We start from the raw sequence: 26,128 nt of genomic DNA, 5'->3' as shown, positions 1-26,128 counted from the left end.
GTTCTTTTGCAAAAATTCTGAAATATGCGAATGAACTACCTGCATGTGCGTCTTTTTTTTCTTTTCTTGTTGTCTTCTGCTTTTGCTTTCGGGCAGGGTACCGATATCAGTATCAACGGATACCTGTTCGATTCTACTGCTAAAAAACCCATACAAGGTGCCAACGTTACGGCCAAAAACCTGTCAACAGGATTTTCCACTACCGTTGTGTCCGATATCAAAGGGCAGTTCAAAGTAACGAACTTGCCTGTAGGTAATTACACCATCATATTGTCGCACATAGGTTTCCAGTCGAAAGAATTCACTGGCATCAACCTCAACCTGGGCGACAGGTTCAATCTTCCCAACGTACAACTGGTTGCGGGTGCGGCTACGCTGACAGAGGTTTCGGTAAGATCCACTTCTTTCATCAATTCGAAAGACCGGCTGGGCGCTTCTACCGCTATTTCGGGAAGGGCTTTGCAAAAATTGCCTTTACAAACCAGGAACTACCTGGAGCTTGCTACCCTTTCGCCCCTTGCTTCAGGCAATGGAGCATTGGGTGGAACAAAGCCAGGCGGAATTGGTTACCTTATTGATGGTGTTACCAACAGGCGTACACTGTTTGGATCACCTACCGAAGGCGCTTTTCCTATTTCACTGGAGACCGTTCGTGAGTTTGAAGTGGAGACCAACTCTTATGATGTAACCAACGGCCGCGGTTCTGGCGGTGTGGTGAAAGCCATTACCAAATCAGGTACCAATACATTCACTGGTGCTGTATGGACTTATTACACAGCCAATTCACTTTCACAACATACAGATGTGAACGGTAAACCGATCACAAGCAAATACGAGACTTTCCAGGGAGGTGCCAGTTTAAGCGGTCCGATTATCAAGAACAAATTGCATTTCATGGTTTCTTATGATCAATACCAGAAAACTTATCCTTTCCGCGCCTACGATTTTACTTCACAGGGTGCCACGCAAGACCAGGCCGAAAAAAACCTGGGTATCACCAAAGCCAACCTCGATTCTGTGATCAGTATCATGCGAAATAAAATGGGCTTTGCCAATGTACAGCAGTATGGCGCCATTGATATCAAACAGGTAACCAAGAATTTCATGGCCCGTTTCGACTGGAACCTCAACACTAAAAACCTCCTCACGCTTCGTTTCAATTATCAAAGTTTTTCTGATCCGGATAAGTTGAAAGGCGGCGGACTGTTATCAACCGAATACATCGGTGATCAGTGGGATAAAGCGGTTTACCTCAGTCTTCGTTCCGATATCAACAAGAACCTGAGTAACGACTTAAAGATCAACTACGACGATAACTACCGTGGCCTGGGATTCCTGTATAACCGTTTGCCCGAAGGGTTTGTAGATGTAGTATCAACATTCAGTGATGGTAGCACCAATAAGAAAACAGTGGCTTTCGGTAACCAGAACTGGGTACCCGAGAAAAGCGCTTCTACTGCCTGGCAATTGGTTGATAACCTGCGGTTGAAAGTCAACAAGTTTTCATTTGTATTCGGTACAGACAATATCATTACCAAGATCAAAGACAGGCTCACTCACGATCAGCAAGGACAGTTCTATTATGCCAGTCTCGGCGATTTCGCCAATAACAACCCCTGGCGTTTTAACAGGAAGATCGCGTTGAACCCTGTGGGCGACTGTAATTGTAATGTAATTGAGTTGGGAGCTTATGCACAAATGGAAACAGATATCACCAAGAATATCAACCTGGTAGCAGGTCTTCGTTGGGATGGAACGGTTATCGCAGATCCTCCCGTGTATAATCCCCTGTTGGAAAAAGACCTTGGCTTGAACAATCATGTGGTTCCTTTTGACTACAAAAAAATTCAACCCCGTGTAAACATCACCTGGGATGTAAATGGTAAAGGAACTGATATCGTTAAATTCGGAGCAGGCCTCTTTGCTTCACAGTTTACAACACAGGCCATCACTTTCTCACATATCGACAATGGTATCGACTTCAGGCAGGTAGATGCCCGTGCACCGGGTGCTGCGATCCCTTATGCCGACTGGGTAGCTTATCAAAACGATTTTTCAAAAGTGCCCGGTCTTGATTATTACAATTCACTCGCAGTAAAGCCGGCCGCTACGATTACCATGATGGATAAAAACCTGAAAACACCTTCTACTTTCAAAACCAACCTGAGCTATTACAGGTACCTTGCCAGTTGGTTAAGGGTAGGCGCCAACTTCTATTATAACTACACCTGGAACAACTTCTACCTGATGGATCAGAACGTGAAGCGTACGCCTGAATTTTATACCGGTGAAGGAAGAGGTATATATGTGCCTGCCAGCTCGTTGAGTGCAACCAGTACCATGGCCGATTACAACAAAGCCAGGATCACTACCGATTTCAACCAGGTAAGGATGTTCACCAATACACCCTGGGGCTCCAGTTTCCGCGCATTCGTGCTGGATGCAGCAGCCACTTTTGGTAAAGGCGGAACGGTTTCGTTTTCATATACCCGTGGAAAAGCCACCGGCACTCCCAACTACAATGCCGGCGACCCCCGCAATGCGAATATGAATGTAGGCTCTTCGTACTGGGATTACAGTTCTTATGGAAGCAACTGGTACAGCAACGAAGACCTGAAACATAAATTGGTGCTGGTAGTACTTACCCCTGCTTATTATGGATTTACGGTAAGTTCTTCCATGACTTATTACCAGGGCGATCGTTTCTCTGCCATGGTTAACACCGATGTGAACGGAGATGGTAATAAAAACGACCTGGCTTATATCTACGACCCGAACGACAGCAAAACACCAGATAATATCAAGACCGATATGCAGACATTGCTGCAAAAGACCAGTCCCCAGTTCCGTCAATACCTTCTTGACAACATGGGCCGTTTCGCAGAGAACAATGGTGGTTTGATGCCTTGGCGTTTTATGTGGAATATGAGCATCGCCAAAAGCATCAGCATCGATAAAAAGCAAAAGCTTAATTTCAGGGCAGATATCTTTAACGTGCTCAACTTGTTGAATCATGAATGGGGTGGATACCGGTCTGTAATCAATACCGACCTGTACAGAGTTACTGGTTTTGACAACACTACCAACAACTGGAAGTATACTGTCAATACCAATGCCGGTACTCTTTTCAAGAACACGGTTCCTTACACCATTCAACTGGGCGTACGCTATAATTTCTAAAGTCCATGTTCAATCGATTAATTGTTATTTTATTTTTGTGCAGCAGTGTTGGGTCATTGATGGCCCAACCTGCTGTTTATACTACAGCCAACGCTCATTCTCACAACGATTATGAACAATCGCTGCCTTTCTGGGAAGCTTACCAGCATGGGTTTGGCAGCATTGAAGCAGATATTTTCCTGCTGAACAAAGAACCTGAGTTACTGGTGGCACATACGTTGGAAGAAATTGCTCAAAATAAGAGAAGATTGGATTCCTTGTACCTGCTGCCTTTGCTACAATGTATGCGTCAACATGGGGGCTATCCTTTTGTGGATGTTAACCAAAAATTGCAAATACTGATCGACGTAAAAACAACGGCGGCACCTACTTTGCAAAAGCTGGTAGAAACATTGGAAAAATATCCTGAGCTGACACATAATACTTCAGTACAGTTCGCCATTTCTGGCAACAGACCATCGCAGGACTCATTTCGGTTATACCCACCCTATATTGTATTCGATGCTGAGTTGAAGAAGGACTACAACAATGAGGCTTTGCAAAAAGTAGTTATGATGAGCGCCAACCTGAAAGATTATACTGCCTGGAAAGGAACAGAACCATTGCCAGCGCAAGACAGGACTGTACTCATCGCTGCTATCCGGAAAGCGCATGATTTGCATAAACCCGTTCGTTTCTGGGGAGCGCCTGATAATCCGGAAGCATGGCAAACACTCATGGAACTGGGAGTCGATTACATCAATACGGATCATATTGCGGCTCTTTCGGATACATTGAACAGATTGCATGCCTCAAAAAAAACTTCAGCCACTACAATTCAGAGATCAGCATTGTATTCCAGTTGCGCCTGTAACGACAGTGCTTCGGATGCAAATAAGGCTGCTATTGAGTTCCATCAACAACGATGCCTGACAGATGCCAGTAAGCGATACGATCAGGCGTTATTTTTTGCGCCTCCTAAAGAAGCATCGCCGGAAGAGCAAAAAATCATCCTGAAATTTGCTCCCCGTTTAATGACTGTGCCTTCGGAACCCTTTAAGTTAAAAGATGCTGTTGCCATCATGCACCCTTCAGCTCCCTGGATCGCTTATCATTTATTTTGGGAAGATGATATTGATTTTCCTGATGACAATGATCCTTGCGATCATGAGATCATCTGGGTACGTTTGAACCAGGAAAGGACAGAAATAAGCGATTACTTTGTGTATTTTCATGGCCGTATACTGAAAGCATGCCCTCAAGCTGTAATAGATGCCAGACAACACCAGAATCGCGCAATGGCTTTTGTACAATGGGGAAAACACGGTTCTATGCCATTGGGCTGGAAGGATATCGACATACTGACTGATACAAAAGATATTGAGTACCCTTTCATTCGGGAAAACAGTTCATCAGACACAGTGAATTTATATCATTACAATGAAGCTATTTACAAGAAATTGTCTACAAAAGGACATCAATCGCTACACTCACCATTTGCCAAACATTGGCCTCAAAAGTTTACGGGTAGTTTCCACGACTTCATTAATTTTTCCAAACCGGTAGACCTTTCGCAAGCGCTGCGCAGTAAAGGATATATGATGGTATCCTGCTTGAACAATGCAGTGATCAATCGGTATTTTCTCCCTTACAATTTTGCTGTTAAAACGGAATGGCCTGAGTGGATATGTGAAGATCTGGGCGTTCGTCACTAATGCCCGTTATGATTTCTTTTCATCATCGGCAAGCTTTTCAACTGATACCAGGTCGCTCAACTCTACATTCATAGGTAATGCACCAATCTGAACAATGGCGCGCTTGCCGCGTATTTCCTTGACTTCACCCACCTGGTAATTTTTCTTCAGTTTTACGAGAGAGCCAACGGAAATATGTTGCGTGAGTTCTTTGTATTTCTGGTCTACTTTTTTAGCCAGTTTATTAACTACAATTTCTTCTTTCCGTTTGAACAACAGGTTTTGCAGGTTCTTGATCACCTCGTTCTTGTTCTCCGATTTTTTCCAGTCGAGTACAATTTGCCTGAGCTTGCGCTCCATGTCTTTCAGGTAAGCCAATCGCTCTTCGGTGATGCGGTTCTGGTTCTTCAATAATTCTACCTGCTGCCGGTGGCGTTCTTTGTCCATCACCACTTCCATTTCTTTCTTCAGGCGCTCATTTTCTCTCAGCAGTTTTTGCAGTTGTTTCTTTTCCTTATCCAATTCCTGCAAATCCTGCTCAGTCCTGTTGAGCAACCTGTCCAGCTTGAAATGATCTTCTTCTACCAGTTTCCTGGCTTTATTGATAAGGTGCTGCGGCAATCCGATGCGTTCTGCAATGGCAAAAGTATAAGAGCTGCCCGGCTTACCCACCACCAGTTTATATAAGGGCTGGAGGTTTACTTCATCGAATTGCATGGCGCCGTTGATGATACCCTGCGTATGGTTGGCCATCACTTTCAGGTTCAGGTAATGGGTAGTTACAATACCGAATGCGTGCCTGCGTGATAATTCTTCCATGATCACTTCTGCAAAAGCGCCTCCGAGATTGGGATCACTGCCACTGCCCAACTCGTCGATGAAGAACAGTGTTTTACCGTTGGCTGTTTCAATGAAATATTTCATGTGCAGCAGGTGGCTGGAATAGGTACTCAATTCGAATTCCAGGTTCTGCGTGTCACCTATATGGATAAATAACTGTTTGAAAATCCCCATTTCCGAAGTAGGGTGCACCGGCACCAGCAGGCCACTCTGCAGCATCAGTTGGTTCAGGCCCAGGGTTTTCATGGCAACGGTTTTACCGCCCGCATTGGGACCGCTGATGACCAGTATCCGGTTGCGTTCATCGAGCGTGAGTGTGAGCGGGATGGTCGTTTTTTGCGATGATTTGTTATACAGCAATAACAATGGATGATAGGCATTGATCAGGTGTACCTGTGCCTTATCTGCCAGGTTGGGTAGTTCGCCGTTCATATCCAGCGCCAGTTTGGCTTTGGCGCGAATGAAGTCGAATTCACCGGCAATGACCAGGTATTGTTGTAACAACGGTGCGTGAACGGATAAAGCAGCCGTCAGTGCACGCAATATTCTTTGGATCTCGCGGCCTTCTTCGTGTTCCAATGCAAAGACTTCGTTATTGAGTTCAATGGTTTCTTCGGGTTCAATGAATGCTGTTTTCCGGCTGTCGCTTTCGCCATGCAAAATACCCTTTACCTGGCGCTTGTGTTCAGCAAAAACGGCCACTACCCTCCTGCCGTTGCTGAAACTTTCATCGATATCGGCCGTATAACCTGCTTTGGCCAGTTTGCCGATCACTTTTTCGAATACCCGGCGCAGTTCATTGCGTTTGCGGTAAAGACTCATGCGGATATGTTGCAATTCCTGGGAGGCGGTGTCCAACACATTGCCATTTTCATCCAGCACTTCGTCGATCTTCTCCACGATCTGTTTTTCGTAGTGGGTGCCGGCAATGATAGCTGCCATGGAGGAGAAAGCCAGTCTTCGTTCGGTATCAAACCAACGAAAGATAGATGCGGTGTTCTCGCAGAGTTTGCGGATATGCACCCATTGCTCGGCACTGAGCGTGGCGCCCGGAATGCCCAATAATTTGAGGTCTTTGGCAATGGGCAATATGAAATCGTTGGGGAAATACTGGCTTTGGAGGAAGAGTTGTTTGTATTCAAAACTTTGCCGCAGTTCCAGCTCAATATATTCTTTACGTGTATGTATGCGAAGATGGGAAGCTTTTTGCTGTGCATATACTGTTTTACAATGAGCTTCCAGTAAAGACCTGACTTTATCAAATTCCAGCTGAACCAGCGTGGAATCGGGATACAAACGCATGTGATTTGATCTTTTTTACAGTGGCAAAGGTAAAGGGAAGTAAAAGCTAAAATTCGTATTTTTAGGTATTCATCAAAACGCAGTACATGAAGGCTTTATTTTCTATCGTATTATTAACGGTCGCCCTTTCATCCTGCGCACAGCAGCAGCAACAAAAAAAACTGGCAGATATGAACAGCGAAACCATTCCTGCAGGATTGAAAACAGATACCGCTACTTTTGGCGAAGGGTGTTTTTGGTGTACCGAGGCATTTTTCCAGCGCTTAAATGGTGTATTGAAAGTAGTAAGTGGCTATGGAGGTGGCCATGTAGAAAACCCCAGTTATGAAGAAGTGTGCGACAAAACCACCGGCCATGCAGAACTGGCCAGGATCATTTATGATCCTACTAAGATCACATACGATGAGTTGCTGGAAGTTTTTTGGAAGACCCATGACCCCACTACCATGAACCAGCAGGGCAATGATGTTGGTCCGCAATACCGGAGCGTGATCTTTTACCACAATGAAGCGCAACGGCAAAAAGCAACACATTACAAAGAAGTGCTTGATAAAAGCGGGGCCTGGGATAAACCTATTATTACCGCTATCGAGCCGTTCAAGAATTTCTATCCCGCAGAAAATTACCACCAGAATTACTATAACGATAACCAGGGCCAGGGGTATTGCCGCTTTGTGATCCGGCCCAAGCTGGAAAAATTTGAAAAAGTCTTCAAGAACAAGCTCAAGAAGCAATAACCTGTTATTTTGAAAGGCAGATGCTTTATCCTACGATAAATACATTATTAAAATATTAATGTAATGAAATCTGCAATAAAATGAATTAATAAACTGCAAAATAGCTCAGTTATACCTATATATAATGGACATTAATATAAAATCCTCTTTTTTCCCCTATCAATGATTTGCTTTACCTGGGGAACTAAAATTGAAACTATCCGGAGATTTCATCCGCTTTCCTGCGTCCAATATATTGTTTTACAAGTATTTATCATTTAGCTATCGTTTTTTGTCTTTCCATAATCTCCCAAGCCATTGATGTGTAATATGTACATGACTAATCATCAATGTTAACCTATCGTTAATTTTAAAAAAAGCTTAAAATCAAATCAATAAAATCAAAATGCCGCAATTTTCTTTTATTTAGACAGCGAATAGCCGTTCATCAGGCTATTCCCTATCTAAAATTAATACAACATGAGAAAAAAAATGCTACTGAGCGTTTGTTCGCTTTTCATGACCCTATTGGTCAGTCTTGCACAAACCGCTACTATAACCGGTAAGGTTGTAGACGACAAAGGAGCTCCAATCCCCGGAGCTACTATCCTCGAAAGAGGAAGCAAAAATGGCACTAGCGCCACGAATGAAGGTGATTTCGTTATCAAGGTAAAAAAAGGAGCTACCCTGCTCATCACTGCTCTAGGATTTGAGAATCGGGAAGTTGTTGCCTCTTCATCCCCTCTTTCCATAACACTGACTGCTGATGTTCGTTCCCTCAGCGAAGTAGTTGTAACTGGTGTGGGTGTAGCCACTAGTAAAAAGAAACTAGCCATCTCAGTAGAGTCGATCACAGCAGACAAGCTGCCTTCAACACCCAGTGGCAGTATTGACCAAGCACTGGTAGGAAAAATAGCCGGGGCCCAGATCAGTACCACTTCCGGTAATCCCGGTCAGGCAGTGAGCATACAACTCCGTGGTATGAACACGATCCAGGGAGGCACACAACCTATGATCCTGGTTGATGGCGTTGAAATGGCGGCTTCCTCATTAGGCACGCTGGACCTTAACTCAATCGAAAGAGTGGAAGTAGTACAGGGTGCTGCTTCAGCAACCATTTATGGTGCACAAGGTGCCAACGGTGTTATACAGATATTTACCAAAAAAGGCAAGCCTGGTGCCGCAAAGATAGATGTATCAAGCAGGGTGAGCTGGGACAGTTACATCAATGTAGGCAATATGCACCAGCCCGTCAATCATTCTTTCCAGGTAGATAACAATGGTGATGTCGTTCAGAGTGATGGAAGTGGCGGATTTGTTCCCCTGAAACGGAACGCACTTGGTATCTGGGGTAATCCCATTTGGTTGGCCGGTCCGAATGACCAGAACAATAAACCATATAAGGACAATACAAAGTACTATGATCACATCAAACAGTTGTTCCGTACGGCTATGACAACCAACCACAGTGTATTCCTTTCCGGTGGTAAAGAAAAATCGGATTACGCAATAGGCCTTTCGCAATTAACGCAACAAAGCATTATCGATGGCGAATTAAAAAGAACCAATCTTACCCTGAATTTTGGTTTTGAATTGTTCAAGAATTTCAAAGTGAGGGCCATCAATCAACTGGTATACACAACCAATTCTACCGGTAATAACAACATTAGCGCTGCGTTATACACTTATCCGATAGGCGACTTTACATTCAAAGATCCTGATGGCAACAGTCCGTTTAAATTCGGACAAGGTATTGGAGCCAACAGTAGCAACCCTTATTATTATCGTCAATACAGAAAATTTGACGACAGGCAACTGGACATCATCCCATCCATCAACCTGAGTTATAAGTTTCCGCGTTTCCTGGACCTGGACTATAAGTTCAGTATCAACCAGAACAGGGATGATTATACGCGCACCGATGCCAATCAAACGGGTAATAAATCATCAGCGGCTTATGGATTTTCTATTGGTGCAGGCGGTGTCAGTGGTACCATTGACAATAACATCGCCCGGTATACAACACAGAATTCCATTGCCACTGCTATCTTGAAATTCGATTTTGATAAGGATTTCAATATGAAAAAATTGCCGATCATTGCTACTACTACAGCAGCGTATGATTGGAGGCAAAAAAGATACAACATTACTTCCCTTGAATATACCGGATTGCCTACTTTCCCGGCGAATGCCAACCAGGCTGCTACCAAAAGCATACTGAATGTGTATGAAGACAATTTCATCACTTACGGTTTATTTGTAAATCAGAAATTAGAGTGGGCTGATATTGCAGGCGTTTCCGGTGGTATGCGTTCTGACTATTCTTCTACTTTCGGAAGTGGCCAGAAAGCACAAACCTTCCCGAGGGGAGATGCTTATTTGAGACTGTCTTCCATGGATTTCTGGAACAATGGTATCGGAAAGGTAATCCCTGAATTCAAGATCAGGGCCGCTTATGGTGAGGCAGGTATTCAACCAGGTGTATTCGACAGGATCAGTACGCTGAACAATTTCAGTGTAGACAATGGTCCGTCTTTCTACAACCCGTCGCAGGTAGCCAACCCCGCCCTTACCGTAGAACGTTCCAAAGAAACAGAAGTGGGTGTTGACATGAACTTTAAAATAGGTAAACAATCATGGCTGCCTTTTATCACAGCAAGCGCCACTTATTGGAATCGTAAAGGCAGTGATATTATATGGTCGATACCCTTGGCCATTTCTTCCGGTGCCTCTACCTTGAAATCAAACGTGCTGGACCTCTCCTCTAGCGGCTTCCAATTCAGCGTGGATGCGGCCATGTACAAATCGAAGAATTTCAACTGGAACCTGCTGACTATATTCGGTACACAAAAAACATTCACTGATAAGATCACCGGAACACCTGATATACCATTGGTATACAGCAGTGCCGCTACATATACTTTGCGTGCAGGTGAACAGTTCGGTACGATCTACGGTTACAAAGCGTTGACCAGTGTTGACCAGACTGATGTAAAAGGTAAAAGATATATTGATAAATCTCTTGTAGGCAACTATGAAATGGTTGACGGAAGAGTGGTAGAAAAAGCAGGTAAGAAAGTAATGTTTACCTCTGATAAATATGTACTCGGCAATACCACACCCAAATTCACTATGTCATTCACCAATACCCTTACTTTTAAGGACTACCTGACCCTGAGTTTCCAGCTCGACTGGGTGGCCCAAGCATTGCAGTACAATCAGACCAAAGAATGGATGTATTCTGAAGGATTGCATGGCGATTTTGACAAGCCGGTAACCATCAACGGGCAAACAGGCGCCTGGACCGCTTATTATAAGAGTTTCTACGATGCTTCTGAAAGTAATGGCACCAAGGATTATTTCCTGGAGAACTCTTCCTTCCTGCGTTTGAGAAATGTTGCCCTATCGTTTGATGTGGCCAAACTCACCAGGATCAAATTCACCAATAGGCTCCAGGTTGTGTTGAGTGGTAGAAATATCTGGACCAGTACCAAGTACACCGGCATGGATCCGGAAGCGAATGTGAATACGAATGGTGGTGGAAGCACAGGTGCTGCACAGACTTCCGTACAAAAAGGCCTCGATTATTTTTCATTCCCCAACACTAAATCGTATCAGATTGGTATCAACATTGGATTAAATTAAAACTGCTAACAATGAAAAACAAAAATAAATCATTCATCCTTTTGGGCCTCTTAAGCGCTGCTATGATCATGTCGTGCAGTAAAAAAGATTTGGATGTTACCAATCTGAATCAACCTTCTTATGGGGTACTCAACAGCGAGAGCGGCATCCTTTCTTATGCAAAAGGGTTTTATAAAATTGGTTTCGGCGACCAATCGGTGGGGTCTCTTGACGACGGTCTGGGCTTTGGTATGCTGCTGATTGTCCAAGGCTTTCATGAAGGCATGGGCGATAACATCTTTGTTCCCTGGGGCAATAACTCGTTCAAGTTTGCCGATAACCCGCTTTCTGTGAAGTTAGATGATGGCAGCATTGTTAATAACCCCATCGGGCAAGGTCAACAAAGGGAACTGCAACTGCGAAACAGCCGCGCTTATGGCGCTTCCAATTCATTCTTACCAGAATGGACCTACATGTATTTTCTCAACAACTCATCAAATGTTTTATTGTCATTAATCGATAAAGTGAATTTTACCGGTGATGCCGCCACTAAAAAGAAAGTATTACAGGCCTGGGCATACTGGTGGAAAGGCTATGCGTATTCACGCATAGGATCTATGTACATAGCGGGGCTTAAAATTGATGCCCCGAATGCTACGAATGGAACCTATATGACCCACGATGCTTTGATCACTGAGGCAAATGCCAATCTCGACAAAGCGGCTGGCATCATCGGCGGTCTGTCTTCTGGTGGTGATTTCGATAATGTGATGACTCAGATCATTCCCGGTTATATGCAATTCCTTCCCAATGGTTCCGCAGGTATTCCTACACCGGCTTCTTGGGTTAAGAACATCAACTCGCTGAAAGCGCGCAACCTGCTGGTGAACAAGCGTACCAACGATATGACTGCATCGGACTGGGGACAGGTACTCAACCTGGCGAATGCCGGTGTATCGTCTAAAAGCGATTATGTTTTCCTCGCAAAAACGTATAGCGACCAGTCGAAATCTATTTTCTCCAACCTGCCTGAAGACGGAACTTGCGAAGGGTATGCTGCTTCTTCCGATAATAATACCTTTTTCATCAGTGAGCGACTGATACAGGATTATAACACCGGCGACAAAAGGCTGAGCAACAATTTCGATCTGCTTCCCAGCCCGGTGATCAATAAAAGAGGAAGGAGTATTACATTCGGAACCCGTTATTACATGATCGATGGGGGCACGGGTAATGGAGCCATTACTTATTATTCCTCACAGCCGAATGTAGTGAACTCATACATTTCCTGCAGTTATGAGGAGAACCAGTTGATGAAAGCAGAAGCCCTGATCAATACAGGACAGATTGTTCCGGGTTTACTGATCGTTGACGGGGTACGTACTTTGCAGGGAGCAGGAGTACCATCTGTAAGCGGGCTTGGTTTGAGCCTTTTGCAGGCGAAGGAAGAGTTGCGCAAAGAAAGGAGATGCGCATTGCTGTTCAGGGGGGTGGCTTTTTATGACTTGCGCAGGATGGGTATGGCAGATGACGTATCGAAAGGTGGTGGCAGAAATGGTTGCGTAGTGTTGGATAGGACCGGAAAAGTAAACACCAATGCTACCATTAACTATAGCTATATGTCGTACTGGGATGTGCCCCAGAACGAACTTGATTTCAACCCGGCTGCATCAGGGAGTGCACCAGTGAAGAACCAATAAATACCGATTAATAAACCCAGCATCAACTAAAGCGGCTTTCTCATGGGAGCCGCTTTTTTGTTGATATAGTTGCTTAGCAGAAGCAACAAAGACCATGTACCCGGTATCTGTGGATTTGTAAAATGAACTGTGTCTAAGAATAATCCGGTTATAGTTTAAAAGAAGCGGTGTCGGCTCAATCTCAGAGCAAGGCACCGCCTCTTTTTTACAGCGCACTGTCAGATATCTGTTTTCATCCTGTCCGTAAATATAATTTTAAATTGAAACATCCTTGATTGCCTGATATGGACGTAACCAAAAGGGCTGCTTCTTTCGAGGCAGCCCTTTTGGATAACCATTATGCAAGGAAGAGGCTTCTACTTTTTCTGAAGAATCAATACTTGACCGGGATAAGAGTTCACTCCATAATAATGGGTCAAGGTAAGTTTAATGGTTCCCTTACAGGAGTTTACACTACCTGTTCCGGCATGCGATACATCTGTAACAGGTGGATAGTCTCCATAAATTTGTTTAGGCACCGTGACAGAATTGTCTGACGGATTCACATACAAGGTAACAGGGTGCCGGTTGGCACCGCCGTTTGCAGGATCCATATTCGGATAACAAAGCAAGGTAATGCTATAAGTACCATCTGCATTAGCAGTAGCGGAAGACGTACTGGTGATAGGGGAAGCATTAGCTGTTGGATAATCAGCCCAGTCATCCTGAACAACCGTATAAGTGGCGTTATTAAAAACTGATGGATCGTAATTACAGAATATCACTGCATTCCATCGAAAACTGGCATTATAAGGAGCCTGGCTTTCAAAATCTGCCGAATTGGTATTGTCCAGTGAATACAAATTACCATTGCTTGCAACAAACTCATTATAAAAAGTAAACTGTTGGCCAATCTGGAAAGTGCCGGTACTTGTGCCCATGGCTTTGGCTACTTCCGAACCAGTCACACTTAAAGTGCCACTATCTGTCATCGCTACGTTTTTGATGAGCTTCCAGGTTGATTTACTGCCGCTGGTTCCTACATATATGTTTACGCTTGACATAGCCAACCCACCGGGGTACCTTTTCACTTTAATGGAAACAGTAGAAGCTGCCAGGTTATTAGGATCGAATTTAAGCGGTGTGGTAGGTACCTTCTGATTCCATTGCAGGAATCCGCCATTTGCTACGCCGAACCGCAAGTTAACGGATGCATCATCTTTCTTGCTACAGGAAAACACGAGCAAAACAGCTGAAATACATATAAATGGTATGATTAGTTTTTTCATGTTCGTGATTTTTTAGATTAATAAACCCAGCCGGTTTTAGGATTAGTATCCCAGAATACTTGGGTGGTTAAATCAGTCTTCTGTTTTGCCGTATTGTTAAAGTTCACATATACTGCCGGATAGAAAAAGGAACGAATAAACGAACCAGGATTGGGCTGCAACGCAGGTTGCATTTTGATGGCCTGTGACCCAAGCCTCCTGTAAAGGTTATAAGATTCGATGCCATTGCCCCAAGCACTGATGTAAAATTCTTTGGCTACCACGGCCAGCTTATCATTGAGGGTAGCAGCTCCATCATATGCACTGCCCACAAAACCTGTATAGTTGTTGATGGTAGACTGAGAAGGTACAAAACTGGCTGTTGGTGTTACTCCTATCGAGGAAGGGAATGCCATTACTTTTGAGATCGATTTGTTAATACCCGATAAAGTCAGCGCGCGCCCGTCACCGGAAGCATTCAACGTGAGCACTGCTTCTGCTTTAAGGAAGTCTGTAAAAGCTGAAATCCATATAGGCAGGATACCCTGTCCCAGGCCTCCGATACCTGGTTTCACAGCGACATTCTGGTTAGCGTCGAACTGGCCGCCGGCCGGGTACACCCCCCATGTGGTTTTGAGCTGGTTATCTGGCGGTGTACCTGAATTATCGCCATGGTCACGTCCAAAATAACCATTCGACACCAAACAGAAAACGGTACCTGAAGGATAATTAGACGGATAAGCCTGGAAACGGCAGGGCTGGGTAAACTGCAAGGTAACCGGATCGGTAATGGCTGCTGTAATATCAGTGGTCTGGCGATAAAAATAGTAACGTGTACGGGGATCAATCAACCCTTTCTCTGTTACCATTGTCCACATGAAATAATTACCCAGGTAATCACTCGAACCGGTAGGGGTGTAATTACCTGCATATTTAGGATGACGGCTATCAGGTGCCAGGGATTTAGAACCATACTGGTATTGAAAATCCTGCGATGTGCTATTCACCAGGTCATTCTCGCTCAACAAGGCTGTAATGTTCGTAGTAGCAGTAGCTGCATCTGCCAACCGATAGTTCATGTATGCTTTCAGCTTTAATGTTTTTGCCAATGTGCTCCAATTGGCACGGTTACCTCCATAAAAGATATCGTTGGTTGGAGTGGGACCATTGCTACTTAGGTCGGTAATAGCGCTGTTTAAAAGTGCAATTGCACTATCGTATACAGCTTTGCCTTTATCCAGGGCGGGATTGGTGTTAGCAATACCCTTGTTGGCCTGGCTGTAAGGCACATCTCCAAAATAATCCACCAGGGTCATCAGCGTATATGCTTTCAATACCTTACCGATGCCAACATGTATGTTTTTTTTCTGGGAATAAGCAACCGGGATCATGGCATTCACATTAGTAAACAGTGAAGCATACGCGGTTGTCCAGGTTCCATCTGTTGTCTGCGGCTGGTAAGCTGCATTATAAGTGGGGCCAAACATGGTCTCCATCCTGGTCAACTGTGCACCCAGGTTCGACAACCCGGAATAAAAGTTGGCAAAATTCAGCTGTATGGAGTTCAGGTAAAGGTCTACATCCGCAGACGCAGTATTGGGTTGATTGGGGTTATTCAATAACCCGTTAAAATCGCTGTTCAGCTTATTGCAGGAAGCCAGCAATAAAACAACTGAACAATATATCATTAACTTTTTCATTTTTTAATTCTATTTGGTTATTGAAGTTTAAAAAGTTACGCGAATGCTCGCACCAAAACGACGGGAAGATGGACCAGTCAATAACTCAAGACCACGGCCGGTACCTACACCCAAACTGGAAGTTTCAGGATCGAAACGAACATATTTAGGGAAGTTCGGAGCCAGGTAGAACAGGTTCTGGCCAGATGCTACGACGGATACGCTTCCAAAAGGTGTTTTGGCCAGCCACTTGGAAGGCAATGAATAACTCAATGAAACTTCTCTCAGCCTGATCAGCGTTGCATCCCATACCTGGAAATCGTTCGGGCCAAAATAAGTATTGAAGTATGCACTGGTAGCGCCGGTTTGAATATCATTGGGTTTTCCGGTTGATTGGCGTATACCAGGCAAAGTGATCGGAATGGTCCTGTCGAAGTCCATATCCTTTGTTAAACCGCGGGCCAGCAAAGATGCAGTGGTGAGTGATATCATTTTTCCGCCAACAGAGTAATCCATTTGCGCACGGAAAGTCAGTGACTTCCAGGTCAACTCGCTGATACCTGTCAGTTTGTATTGAGGCAGCGGGCTACCCAGGATGCCAATATTGGGGTCCTGGACATAATAACCATTGTCATCAAGCAATTTCTGTCCGGTTTTAGGATCAACAGAGGTAACACTACCCTGCAAAATACCTAGTGGCTGTCCGTTGATGGCAAAGTTTCCTAAGTTGCTGTAGCCGGCAAAATTGATCTGCTTGATATAACTGGGCAGGTCATACACCAGACTTTTGTTGATGGTCCAGTTGGCATTCAACTGCCAGTTCCAATCGCGTGCCTTGACCACATTGTAACCCAGTCCCAATTCGATACCTTCATTACGAACATCTCCCGCATTCACAGAGGTAACGGTATAACCGGTAGAGGGGTCCAATGAACGATCCAGTATCTGATTGCTGGAAATCCTTTTATAGAAAGTAAGATCTACTGTCAGCCTGTGGTTGATGAAAGTGCCTTCCAGTCCAGCTTCATATTCTTTCAGGAGCTCGGGTTTTAAGGCTGGATTAGCAAGCCTGTTGGGAATCGCATTCTGGTTGATCACATTTCCGTTCCTGTCAACAAAAGCATTGGTCTGGATATTTAAAGCAGTCCTGGTTGTATAAGGATCTGGGAAACGGGCGCTGGTAGAATAACCTATACGAACTTTAAGAAAGTTCACCCATTTGTTGTTTTTTAATCCGTTGATCGCTGCCGTAGGTATCATAGAAATGCTGGCACTTGGATAGAATATTTTACGATTGCTCTCTTCCAGTGTGGAAACCCAGCTCTCCCGGCCACCTACGTTCAGATACAGGTAATTCCTGTAGCCACCTGAGGCAGACAGAAACGCTCCGAAGCGTTTTTGTTGTGAATTAAAGTTCAGGTTACCTCCATCCTCACCTACCGCTTCATGGTTTACGAAGTTGCCATGGTTGAATAGGCCGAATACCAATTGCTGGGTACTCTTCATGCCATTTTGCGTATAATTATCATTACGAAGGTTCAGGCCACCATCCAGGGTCAGGTTCCAGTCCTCATTGAGGTCCTTCACATAGTTCACCAGGATATTATGATCTAAAATGGAGTTGGTAGAATTAAGGGTACGATACATACCAGTGGTATATTGCAATCCGCCGGTGGTGCCGCCTTTGTTCACGGTGAGCTCATTCAGTGTATTGTACACGTCGATACCCAGGCGATACAGTACACTCAGTCCTTTCATGATATCGTACTTCATCTGTATATTACCGAATGTGCGGTAGATTTTTTCCCGTATGAGGGAGTTTTCTACAGTCCAGCGCGGGTTTTGAATACCGTTGTTGGCACGATAGTATACACTTGATCCGTCAATGGGGTTTTTATAAGGCCATCCCATCAGATCAATACTACGGGGCGTATAGATGAGGTCTCCGTAAACAGAAGGATTATCAGCGCTACTACCAAAACTCGTACTGGTAGTGGGCGTGATATAATCAGTTGTAGCAAAGTTGATGGTACCACTCAAAGTGAAGTTGTTGGAGAGTTTGGTTAATCCGCCGAAACCAAAGTTGTTTTTGATTACACTGTTACCTGGCAAAAAGCCCTGATCGCTTGTATAGGAATAGTTACCGCTGAAACGGGTAACAGCATTACCACCAGATACGTTGACTGCAGTATTGCTTACCCAACCGGTACGGAAGAAAGCCGGTACACTGTTGTAAGCTTTATACGCGTATTTTTTTCCTTTGTATTCCGGGAAAGCTACATTCAGCGCAGAACGGCTGTATGGGTGATTGAAAGAATCAGGCGGGTTTTTAAAAGCAGCACCCCAGTTACTGAAGGCAAGAGATGGCGCTAAGTTGAAACCACCACCATAAGTATCCTGATAATCGGGCAGGTTGGCTACTTTATTGGCAAATAAGGATTGAGAAACTGTAATTTCAGTCTTCTTATTCTGCTTATTATTAGCAGAACCATTCTTGGTTGTAATCAGCACAACCCCATTCCGGGCAAGGTCGCCATACTGAATGGCTGCACTCAATCCTTTTAATACCGTAATGTTCTCTATATTATTCGGATCAATATCGAGGAAACGGCTGGAACTTTGCCCACCAAAAGTAAAGCCTGAAGGAGCATTGGTGCTACCATCGAAAGGTACACCATCTACAATGAAAAGCGGGGGAACAGAACCGCCTGTAATCGTACTTACCCCCCGAATAACGATGTTCGTGCCCGAACCGGAAATACCACTGGTTCCAAGGATATCAACACCCGGAGCCTTACCTGCCAGCACACGCCCGATATCGCCTTCTGGTCTTAATTCAATATCCTTCTTTGCTACCGAAGTAACAGCATAACCAAGTGCTTTTTTCTCGCGCTTAATACCGAGCGCGGTTACTACGACTTCACTCAGGCTTTCATCTATATTTTTCAGGGAAATGGTCAGTGCTGCACCGGAAGAAGCAGCAATCTCTTTTCTTTCATATCCGGTACCTGAAACAACCAGTACTGCACCGGGGCTGACCGAAAGTTTAAATACGCCATTGGCATCTGTTGCAATACCGTTTTTAGATCTTTTTTCAACAACGGAAGCCCCTTCAATCGGTCTCCCCTTGTCGTCGGTCACTTTTCCTGTTACCGTACTTTTTTGTGCGATTGCTGTCATACTTGTAAATAACAGCGCACAAAAAACCATTAATAGTGTTTTTCTCATGCTTTTTAAGTTTTAGACGTTTGATTCTAAGACAGACGGAATCTTGATGAAAATAAAAAAGAAAAACGGGTTAGCATTAACAAAATGTTAACTTTAAGCTGTTTTTAAGCTTAAGTAAAGGGGGGGGGTTAAGCACCGGCAATCCCCGTATCAGATAACCTGGTTGTTGGCGGAGTAGTTTTACTATTTTATCGGTTATTGCACGTAAACTTCATCAGTTTCCGTCCTTACAGAAGTAAAGACAACATTATAATAAGACGGAGGCGATGTATTGGCTATTATTAATGATTACCTTAAGCAACAAATAGCTTGTATTAGGTATCTTTTAAAAAATAAAGCAAATTTTATTTGCTCATAGTATTATTTTATTAATATTTGATACTCAAATGCTTCATCCGATGTCCCTTTCTACGCTGCGTAAATTGCACTTACTTGTTATTGCCCTGCTCGCCTTTTCTTTCTTTTCCCACGCGCAGCAAACCTATAGCGTATACAGCTGTAGTGGCAGTACCTTCAGTTTTGTTCAACCCGGCGCTCCCACCGGCACTACTTATACCTGGGGAACGCCCGCCATCAATCCGGGTGGCGCCATCAGCAATGCTACCGCGGCTGCTACACCGCAGAGCATGGTAGTACAATCACTCACCAATAACACCACATCACAGGCAACTGCCACTTACCTTGTTACGACTTCCAACAATACCAACTTTACATTGGTGGTAACAGTGAATCCGCAGCCGCAATTGTCTACTCCCACCAATGCAGGATCCATCTGTAGCGGCAGCCCGGTTACCTATACACCCAACAGCACGGTATCGGGCACCAGCTTCAACTGGAGCCGGCCTGCGATCGCCGGTATCAATAATGTTTCTAGCCAGGGCACGGGCAATCCGAATGAAATCCTCTATAATACCACCACCAATCCCATCGATGTTACTTACAATTATACATTAACCGCGAATGGCTGTACCAATAACCAGGCAGTGATTGTTACAGTAAAGCCTTTACCCACACTGACTACTTCCCTGATAGCTCCTGCCATTTGCAGTGGCGGAACAGCTGTGTATACGCCTGCTTCCAGTCTTGCCAATACCAGTTTCAGCTGGACCAGGGCTGTTGTAAGCGGCATCAGCGCAGGACCTAACAGTGGCGGACCTAACGTCAATGAACAACTCAACAATACCACACTCCTGCCCAAAACAGTTACCTATGTGTATACTTTAACTGCAAATACCTATGGTTGTTCCAACAACCAAAATGTGTCTTTAACGGTAAATCCGGTACCATCGGTATCTAATCCACCATCCATTAGTTCGTGTAGTGGCAATATATTTATGATAACACCTTCGCCAGTACCTGCCGGTACAACATACACTTGGCAGGCTCCCGTAATCTCTCCCGCTGGTGCGATTACAGGAGGCGGTACCAATACCATTGGACAGAATTATATTGGCCAGGCGCTTACCAACAACAGCGGATCTACAGCTACTGCCACTTATACGGTTACACCAAGCTCCTATGGATGCGTTGGAACCAGTTTTACTGCCACTGTTAACGTAAACCCGGGCGGTTCCGTTGCAATGCTCAGCAGCAGCCTCACACCACCTGATATATGCAGCGCCACATCGTTCTTTTATCATCCTACTTCAGCCGCTGCTGGTCCCAGTTTCAGCTGGACACGCTTCGCAGTAGCGGGCATCAGTCAGGCTGTAACAACAGGCAGTGGAGATATCAATGAATCATTGACCAATACCACTTTTCTTCCGGTTACTGTCAAGTACGCCATTACTACCACATCCAATGGCTGCTCCAATACACAGGATATTGCAGTTAATGTGAATCCTTCTACAGTGTTAAGCACTTCGCTTACACCGCCTGCTGTGTGTAGTAATACGGTATTCAGTTATACGCCTATGAGCCAAACAGCCAACACTGCATTTAACTGGACCAGGGCATCTGTAAATGGCATCAGCAATGCAGCGGCCAGCGGAACCGGCAATCCCAATGAAACACTGATCAATACTACCAGCGGGTCCATTGCTGTTACGTACACCTATAATCTTATTACACCCAATGGTTGTACCAATAACCAATCGGTGGTGGTGAATATCAATCCAACGCCTACACTGAGCAGTACACAAACTCCCAATGCTGTATGCAGTGGCAGCACCTTCAATTATATTCCTACTTCTGCTACGGCAGGCGCTACTTTTACCTGGAACAGAGCGGTAGTTACTTCTATCAGCAACGGAGCGGGCAATGGTACTTATAACCCGGCAGAGATACTGGTTAATACCAGCCTCAACCCGGTGAATGTACCTTATACCTATACCATCAGTGCCAATAACTGTTCCAGTACAGCTATTGTTACCGTTCCCATTAACCCGGTACCCAATATTGCCAACCAAACCCTCGCGGCTTGCAGCAATACCGTATTTAACCTCACACCTGCCAGCGTTCCATCGAACACCACTTATACCTGGACGGCGCCTGTGATCGCACCCGTTGGCGCTGTTTCGGGCGGATCTGCACAAACAACCGGGCAAGCCAGCATCAGCCAGTTGCTCACCAACCAAACCATCAACTCTGCTACGGCTACCTATACGGTTACGCCCACTGCGGCAGGATGTACCGGCGCGTCATTTACAGCCACTGTTACCCTCAACCCTGTTCCTGCTGTAGCTAACCAGTTGCTGGCAGCTATATGCAGCGGTAACGCGTTTAATTATACGCCCGCCAGCATGCCGGCAGGAACTACTTATACCTGGAGCAATCCCTTGCTGGCGCCTGCGAGCGGTTTAACAGGCGGCAGTGCGCAACCGATCAGTCAGACTTCTATCGGGCAATCGCTCAGCAGCGTCAATAATATCATGGATACAGCCACTTATACGGTAACGCCTTCCACCAATGGATGTGCGGGTAATACCTTCACCGTTACCGTACCGGTTAAGCCAGTACCGATTCTTTTCAGCATGACAGATACCATTTGTTCCGGTACTCCATTCAGTATACTGCCTTCACCTGTACCGGCCAACACAACATACACATGGCCTACACCGGTGGTATTTCCATTTGGTTCAGTGATCAACGGAGGCCAGCAAACCACGCCGGTACCTACTATTTCGCAAACACTGGTGAATACTACCGCCGCTACCGGTCAGGTTGTTTACACCATTACGCCGGTGGCTACCGGCTGCACAGGCGCACCTTTTACGCTAACAGCTGTAGTAGGTGTACCGCTGCCACCTATTGCCAACCAATCAACCATTATTTGTAGCGGTACCAGCTTCAATATGACGCCGGCTACTGCACCGCCCGGCACCACGTATACCTGGAGTGTGCCGGTGGTGAGTCCCGCCGGCAGTGTATTGGGATTGAGCGCTGCTGCTACTCCACAGCCCATCATCAGTCAAACCCTTACCAACCTCATCAATGTTACCGACACGGTAGTGTATTTTGTGCGGCCTTACAATACCGGTTGCCAGGGGAATATTTTTACCGCTACCGTTCGCGTAAAGCCATCACCCAAAGCCAATATTACCGGCAATGCAGTGATCTGTGCTTATCCGCAAGACACATTATCCATCAGCTTTACCGGTAATGCACCCTGGAGTTTTAATTATACCGATACCCTCGGTGTATCGCGTACTATTTCGGGTATCAAAACATCGCCCTATACCTGGATCACACCTTCTTTGCGCAATGCCACCAGCCAGACTTTCGCCATCAGCGGTGTGAAAGAAATGGCTTGCAGCAACTTCACCGATACCTTCTATTTCTCACAAAGGATCAATCACCTGCCGATTGGTAAGATCGTTTCGCTGCACGGTAATTATATCTGCAATAATATCCTGGATACCCTGTATGTTGTTTCATTGCCTTCCGATACCGTCAGTTACCAGTGGTTGCTGAACGGAGTGGCCCTTCCCGGAGCCACCACCGATTCCATCGGCACACTCACGCCCGGCAATTACAATGCGAGACTCACCAACCAGTTCGGTTGCGTGGATACGGCGGCATCCAACCTGGGGTTGATACTCATCAATAAACCCGTTCTCAAATTCAGTTACGATTCCTATTGCATTAACACGTTGATGCATTTAACCAATCTCACCGATACTACTTTCACCGGCGCCGTTCAATGGTTGTGGAATTTGGGTGATAGTACATCGGCCAACACCTATCATGCTACAGATACTTATCTTACTGGCGGCGACAGGCATATACGGCTCACTGCCACCCAGGCGAATTGTGCTGCATATAGTGTATCGCTTGATACTACTATCACCATACAGGTTCCGATTGCAGCAGTGCGATTGCCATCGATCAGCGCTTATAAGAGTGTGCCTACCATGATTGGAGGAAGATATTTGCCGGGTTATACTTATCAATGGAATCCTACCAGGGGTATCACTTCACCCAATAGCGACAGTACCATTTTCAACCATTCACAAACACAACAATACCTGGTGAACCTCATCTCTTCAGGCGGATGTTATACGCCCGATACATTATTGGTGCGCGTTTTTGATAATGGCATGTTAGATATATTGGTTCCACGATCTTTCACGCCTAATGGCGATGGGGTGAACGACATACTATATTCGTATCATATAGGTTTGACGCAATTCCATTATTTCAAAATATACAACCGGTACGGGCAACTGATGTTTGAGACCCGCGATCCCGATGCAGGCTGGAACGGCACGGCAGGAGGAACGGCGCAGCCGATGGGTGTCTATATATGGATAGCGGAAGGCATTGCCGCAGACGGCAGCCTGATTAGAAAAACCGGGGAAACACTTTTATTACGCTGATGAAAATGACTATGATCATACTATTGAAACGATCTTTTGGTTTATTGTTATTACTGACAATTTTCACGGGCACATTGCAGGCGCAGGACCCTGTTTTTTCGCAGTTCTATTCATCACCGCTGAGTGTGAATCCAGCGCTGGCGGGCAATGGCAGTGCCGACTGGCGCCTCATCATCAACCGCAGGAGCCAGTGGTTTGCCAGCGGCGTAGAACCGTTCAATACCACTTCTGTTTCTTTTGATGGTAAACTGTTCAAACAGAAAGACAAAGAAACGAATTACATTGGCGGGGGGCTCATGTTCATGCAGGATTATGGTATGTCGGGCGCCTATAAGAACAATTCTTTCCACGGCATCCTGAGTTCTCATGTGGCCATCGATGAAAATGATTACCATGGCTTGTCAATAGGACTGGCTGCAACTTATAGCAATCTCATCATCGATTATACGCAACTCAGTTTTTCGAGTCAGCTCGCTTCTTCCGGTTTCAACAGGGCGCTGCCTACCAATGAAGCGTACTTGTCTACTGTCAAACCCTATGTTTCAATGGCCGCAGGCATCACCTATACTTATACCGATGAAAGTTCCAATTTTGATGTAGGTGTTGCAGGATACCGCTTCATGAAAACGCGCCGCTCTGCATTGAATGATTCCACGCAGCTCGATCCGCCGCATTATAATTTTCATGCCGATTACCAGGCCTTTCTGAGCGACAGGCTGGCATTCAATGCCAATGCCGTGTACATTGTTCAGAACAGCCAGAATTTTTATTCACTGGGCGTGAACCTGGGTCATATCCTCGACGATTCGGAAACACCTACCGTTTTCAACACGGGCTTGTGGTACAGGAGCAATGATGCGGTGATTCCCTACCTGGGATTAATGTACCGGAACTTGCAACTGGGGTTGACTTACGACGTAACCCTCTCCTCTTCCAAGAACTCACTGGGATCGATGAAGACATTCGAGTTTTCACTCATCCTCCGTTCGCCTCAGAAAGTGGCGCATGCGATTCCTTGCCCCTGGAAATGACATTTAAGACTTATAATAGTCTCTTTTCGCATTTTCAATTGCTTCATTCCTTTGATGGCGCAGTTCCCTGATGCGTGACCTTCTTTCAGGACGGCTCAGGGAATGGTTCATACGGACGGAAGCAATTTTTTGCGAATAATCATGTTCCAGGTCGGCTATTTCCTGGTCGAGTTTAGAAGCTCTCGGTGAAGGCGGATAACCATAAGGATACGTATAGTATGGATATCCATACCAATACGGCGAAAAGAACGGATCGTAATAATAATAGCGATGTACAATATAAGGCCGGTAATATCCACCCCTCACATAACCATGGAACTGCGCCGAAGCTGAAGTCACTGTTACAAATGAACTCATGAGTAACAATATGATAAACAACTTTTTCATAACCCTGTTTTACATTGAATTAGATGCAAAAAGTGGGCAAAAGCAACAGGACGTTTCAGATTATAACAATCCTATAACAACAATCCAACGTCATCCTTCTCTTGCAGGAATTTGTCGTGCAACTTCAACACCTGCGGTATCAGCAATTCCTGCTCATCGTTCAGGATCACAAAATCGCAGAGGCGCATTTTGATCTCTTCATTGATCTGCCTGTTCATACGGCCGAGTACTTCCTCCCGCGAAACACCGTCTCTTTTCATCACACGGTTGATCCGCACATGACGTGGAGCATAGACCCCGATGATATAATCAAGACCCGTAGTGGATCCTGCTTCAAAAAATAAAGCGGCTTCTTTGATAGTATAAGCTGTGGGCTGTGCATCTGCCCATTTTTCGGCAGCTGCAATGGTAACCGGGTGCACCAATGCATTGAGCTGCTCCAACCGGTAAGGATCGTTGAAAACAATATGGGCAATGTATTTTCTGTCGAGACGGTCGTTGGCAAAAGCGGCCGGTCCGAATAAATGGATAAGTCCTTTGCGCAATGCAGGATCTTCTTCCATGAGTTTCCGGGCGGCGCTGTCGGCATCAAATACAGGAATACCCAGTACCCTGAAGATATTGGATACGGTGGTTTTCCCGCTGCCGATGCCTCCTGTTAAACCGATCCTGAGCATATTGTTTCGAAGTGGATAGAATAAAAA

13 protein-coding genes are annotated in these 26,128 nt (G+C 45.2%); 7 read left to right on the top strand and 6 right to left on the bottom strand.

All coding sequences use genetic code 11. The features are described 5' to 3' along the window. Positions 1-24: 24 nt before the first annotated feature. Both SEDOR53_RS0112765 and SEDOR53_RS18620 read left to right on the top strand, forming a co-directional pair. On the top strand, positions 25-3,180 hold the full coding sequence (locus SEDOR53_RS0112765; RefSeq protein ID WP_084220429.1) for a TonB-dependent receptor: 3,156 nt from the start codon (positions 25-27) through the stop codon (positions 3,178-3,180). Positions 3,181-3,185: 5 nt separating this feature from the next. Further along, complete coding sequence (locus SEDOR53_RS18620) at positions 3,186-4,874, top strand: hypothetical protein (RefSeq protein WP_084220428.1); 1,689 nt, start codon at positions 3,186-3,188, stop codon at positions 4,872-4,874. 6 nt (positions 4,875-4,880) lie between these two features. On the opposite strand, the gene SEDOR53_RS0112755 is transcribed toward SEDOR53_RS18620, so the two are convergent. After that, positions 4,881-6,995, bottom strand: a complete 2,115-nt coding sequence (locus tag SEDOR53_RS0112755) for an endonuclease MutS2 (RefSeq protein WP_026770074.1) — start codon at positions 6,993-6,995, stop codon at positions 4,881-4,883. A gap of 86 nt (positions 6,996-7,081) precedes the next feature. Between SEDOR53_RS0112755 and msrA the strand changes: the two genes are divergently transcribed. The 3 genes from msrA to SEDOR53_RS0112740 all read left to right on the top strand — a co-directional run bounded on the left by msrA (position 7,082) and on the right by SEDOR53_RS0112740 (position 13,035). Beyond that, the gene (gene msrA / locus SEDOR53_RS0112750) at positions 7,082-7,732 is read left to right on the top strand and encodes a peptide-methionine (S)-S-oxide reductase MsrA (protein ID WP_037361246.1); all 651 of its coding nucleotides are present in this window, start codon (positions 7,082-7,084) and stop codon (positions 7,730-7,732) included. A 459-nt stretch (positions 7,733-8,191) separates the two neighbouring features. Next, positions 8,192-11,356, top strand: coding sequence for a SusC/RagA family TonB-linked outer membrane protein (locus SEDOR53_RS0112745; RefSeq protein ID WP_026770072.1), 3,165 nt, complete (start codon positions 8,192-8,194; stop codon positions 11,354-11,356). Positions 11,357-11,367: 11 nt separating this feature from the next. Further along, positions 11,368-13,035: a RagB/SusD family nutrient uptake outer membrane protein gene (locus SEDOR53_RS0112740; RefSeq protein ID WP_026770071.1), complete on the top strand. Its 1,668-nt coding sequence runs from the start codon at positions 11,368-11,370 to the stop codon at positions 13,033-13,035. A gap of 356 nt (positions 13,036-13,391) precedes the next feature. On the opposite strand, the gene SEDOR53_RS0112735 is transcribed toward SEDOR53_RS0112740, so the two are convergent. From SEDOR53_RS0112735 to SEDOR53_RS0112725, 3 genes are read right to left on the bottom strand one after another with little or no spacing between them, the layout of a single operon-like run. Further along, positions 13,392-14,303 (bottom strand): hypothetical protein, encoded by a 912-nt coding sequence (locus SEDOR53_RS0112735; protein ID WP_037361242.1) that lies wholly within the window; start codon positions 14,301-14,303, stop codon positions 13,392-13,394. Between the two features lie 17 nt (positions 14,304-14,320). Further along, a complete protein-coding gene (locus SEDOR53_RS0112730; RefSeq protein ID WP_037361239.1) occupies positions 14,321-15,982 on the bottom strand; it encodes a SusD/RagB family nutrient-binding outer membrane lipoprotein in 1,662 nt (553 codons plus the stop codon). A gap of 27 nt (positions 15,983-16,009) precedes the next feature. Then, the gene (locus tag SEDOR53_RS0112725; RefSeq protein WP_198018924.1) at positions 16,010-19,141 is read right to left on the bottom strand and encodes a SusC/RagA family TonB-linked outer membrane protein; all 3,132 of its coding nucleotides are present in this window, start codon (positions 19,139-19,141) and stop codon (positions 16,010-16,012) included. A 434-nt stretch (positions 19,142-19,575) separates the two neighbouring features. On the opposite strand from SEDOR53_RS0112725, the gene SEDOR53_RS0112720 reads away from it, so the two are divergent. Then, a complete protein-coding gene (locus SEDOR53_RS0112720; RefSeq protein WP_084220427.1) occupies positions 19,576-24,006 on the top strand; it encodes a PKD-like domain-containing protein in 4,431 nt (1,476 codons plus the stop codon). After that, on the top strand, positions 24,006-25,037 hold the full coding sequence (locus SEDOR53_RS0112715; RefSeq protein ID WP_026770066.1) for a PorP/SprF family type IX secretion system membrane protein: 1,032 nt from the start codon (positions 24,006-24,008) through the stop codon (positions 25,035-25,037). Before SEDOR53_RS0112720 ends, SEDOR53_RS0112715 begins: the two co-directional genes overlap by 1 nt. A 3-nt stretch (positions 25,038-25,040) precedes the next feature. Here SEDOR53_RS0112715 and SEDOR53_RS0112710 read toward each other — a convergent pair whose 3' ends face one another. Together SEDOR53_RS0112710 and coaE are read right to left on the bottom strand one after the other, a co-directional pair. Beyond that, a complete protein-coding gene (locus tag SEDOR53_RS0112710) occupies positions 25,041-25,424 on the bottom strand; it encodes a hypothetical protein (protein WP_026770065.1) in 384 nt (127 codons plus the stop codon). Positions 25,425-25,495: 71 nt separating this feature from the next. Then, positions 25,496-26,101 (bottom strand): dephospho-CoA kinase, encoded by a 606-nt coding sequence (coaE, locus tag SEDOR53_RS0112705; protein ID WP_026770064.1) that lies wholly within the window; start codon positions 26,099-26,101, stop codon positions 25,496-25,498. Between the last annotated feature and the right edge of the window lie 27 nt (positions 26,102-26,128).

This window comes from Asinibacterium sp. OR53 (genome assembly GCF_000515315.1).
In the GTDB taxonomy this organism is placed as follows: Bacteria; Bacteroidota; Bacteroidia; order Chitinophagales; family Chitinophagaceae; genus Sediminibacterium.
Note: the sequence above shows the minus strand (reverse complement) of the source record. Positions and strands in the feature narration are given on the sequence as shown.

Bases quoted from the DNA above. Each gene is read 5' to 3' on its own strand.
- SEDOR53_RS0112745 (WP_026770072.1), top strand. From the start codon at position 8,192: ATGAGAAAAAAAATGCTACTGAGCGTTTGTTCGCTTTTCATGACCCTA.
- SEDOR53_RS0112720 (WP_084220427.1), top strand. From the start codon at position 19,576: ATGCTTCATCCGATGTCCCTTTCTACGCTGCGTAAATTGCACTTACTT.
- SEDOR53_RS0112710 (WP_026770065.1), bottom strand. From the start codon at position 25,424: ATGAAAAAGTTGTTTATCATATTGTTACTCATGAGTTCATTTGTAACA.
- SEDOR53_RS0112715 (WP_026770066.1), top strand. From the start codon at position 24,006: ATGAAAATGACTATGATCATACTATTGAAACGATCTTTTGGTTTATTG.
- SEDOR53_RS0112725 (WP_198018924.1), bottom strand. From the start codon at position 19,141: ATGACAGCAATCGCACAAAAAAGTACGGTAACAGGAAAAGTGACCGAC.
- SEDOR53_RS18620 (WP_084220428.1), top strand. From the start codon at position 3,186: ATGTTCAATCGATTAATTGTTATTTTATTTTTGTGCAGCAGTGTTGGG.
- SEDOR53_RS0112765 (WP_084220429.1), top strand. From the start codon at position 25: ATGCGAATGAACTACCTGCATGTGCGTCTTTTTTTTCTTTTCTTGTTG.
- coaE (WP_026770064.1), bottom strand. From the start codon at position 26,101: ATGCTCAGGATCGGTTTAACAGGAGGCATCGGCAGCGGGAAAACCACC.
- SEDOR53_RS0112755 (WP_026770074.1), bottom strand. From the start codon at position 6,995: ATGCGTTTGTATCCCGATTCCACGCTGGTTCAGCTGGAATTTGATAAA.
- SEDOR53_RS0112730 (WP_037361239.1), bottom strand. From the start codon at position 15,982: ATGAAAAAGTTAATGATATATTGTTCAGTTGTTTTATTGCTGGCTTCC.
- msrA (WP_037361246.1), top strand. From the start codon at position 7,082: ATGAAGGCTTTATTTTCTATCGTATTATTAACGGTCGCCCTTTCATCC.
- SEDOR53_RS0112740 (WP_026770071.1), top strand. From the start codon at position 11,368: ATGAAAAACAAAAATAAATCATTCATCCTTTTGGGCCTCTTAAGCGCT.
- SEDOR53_RS0112735 (WP_037361242.1), bottom strand. From the start codon at position 14,303: ATGAAAAAACTAATCATACCATTTATATGTATTTCAGCTGTTTTGCTC.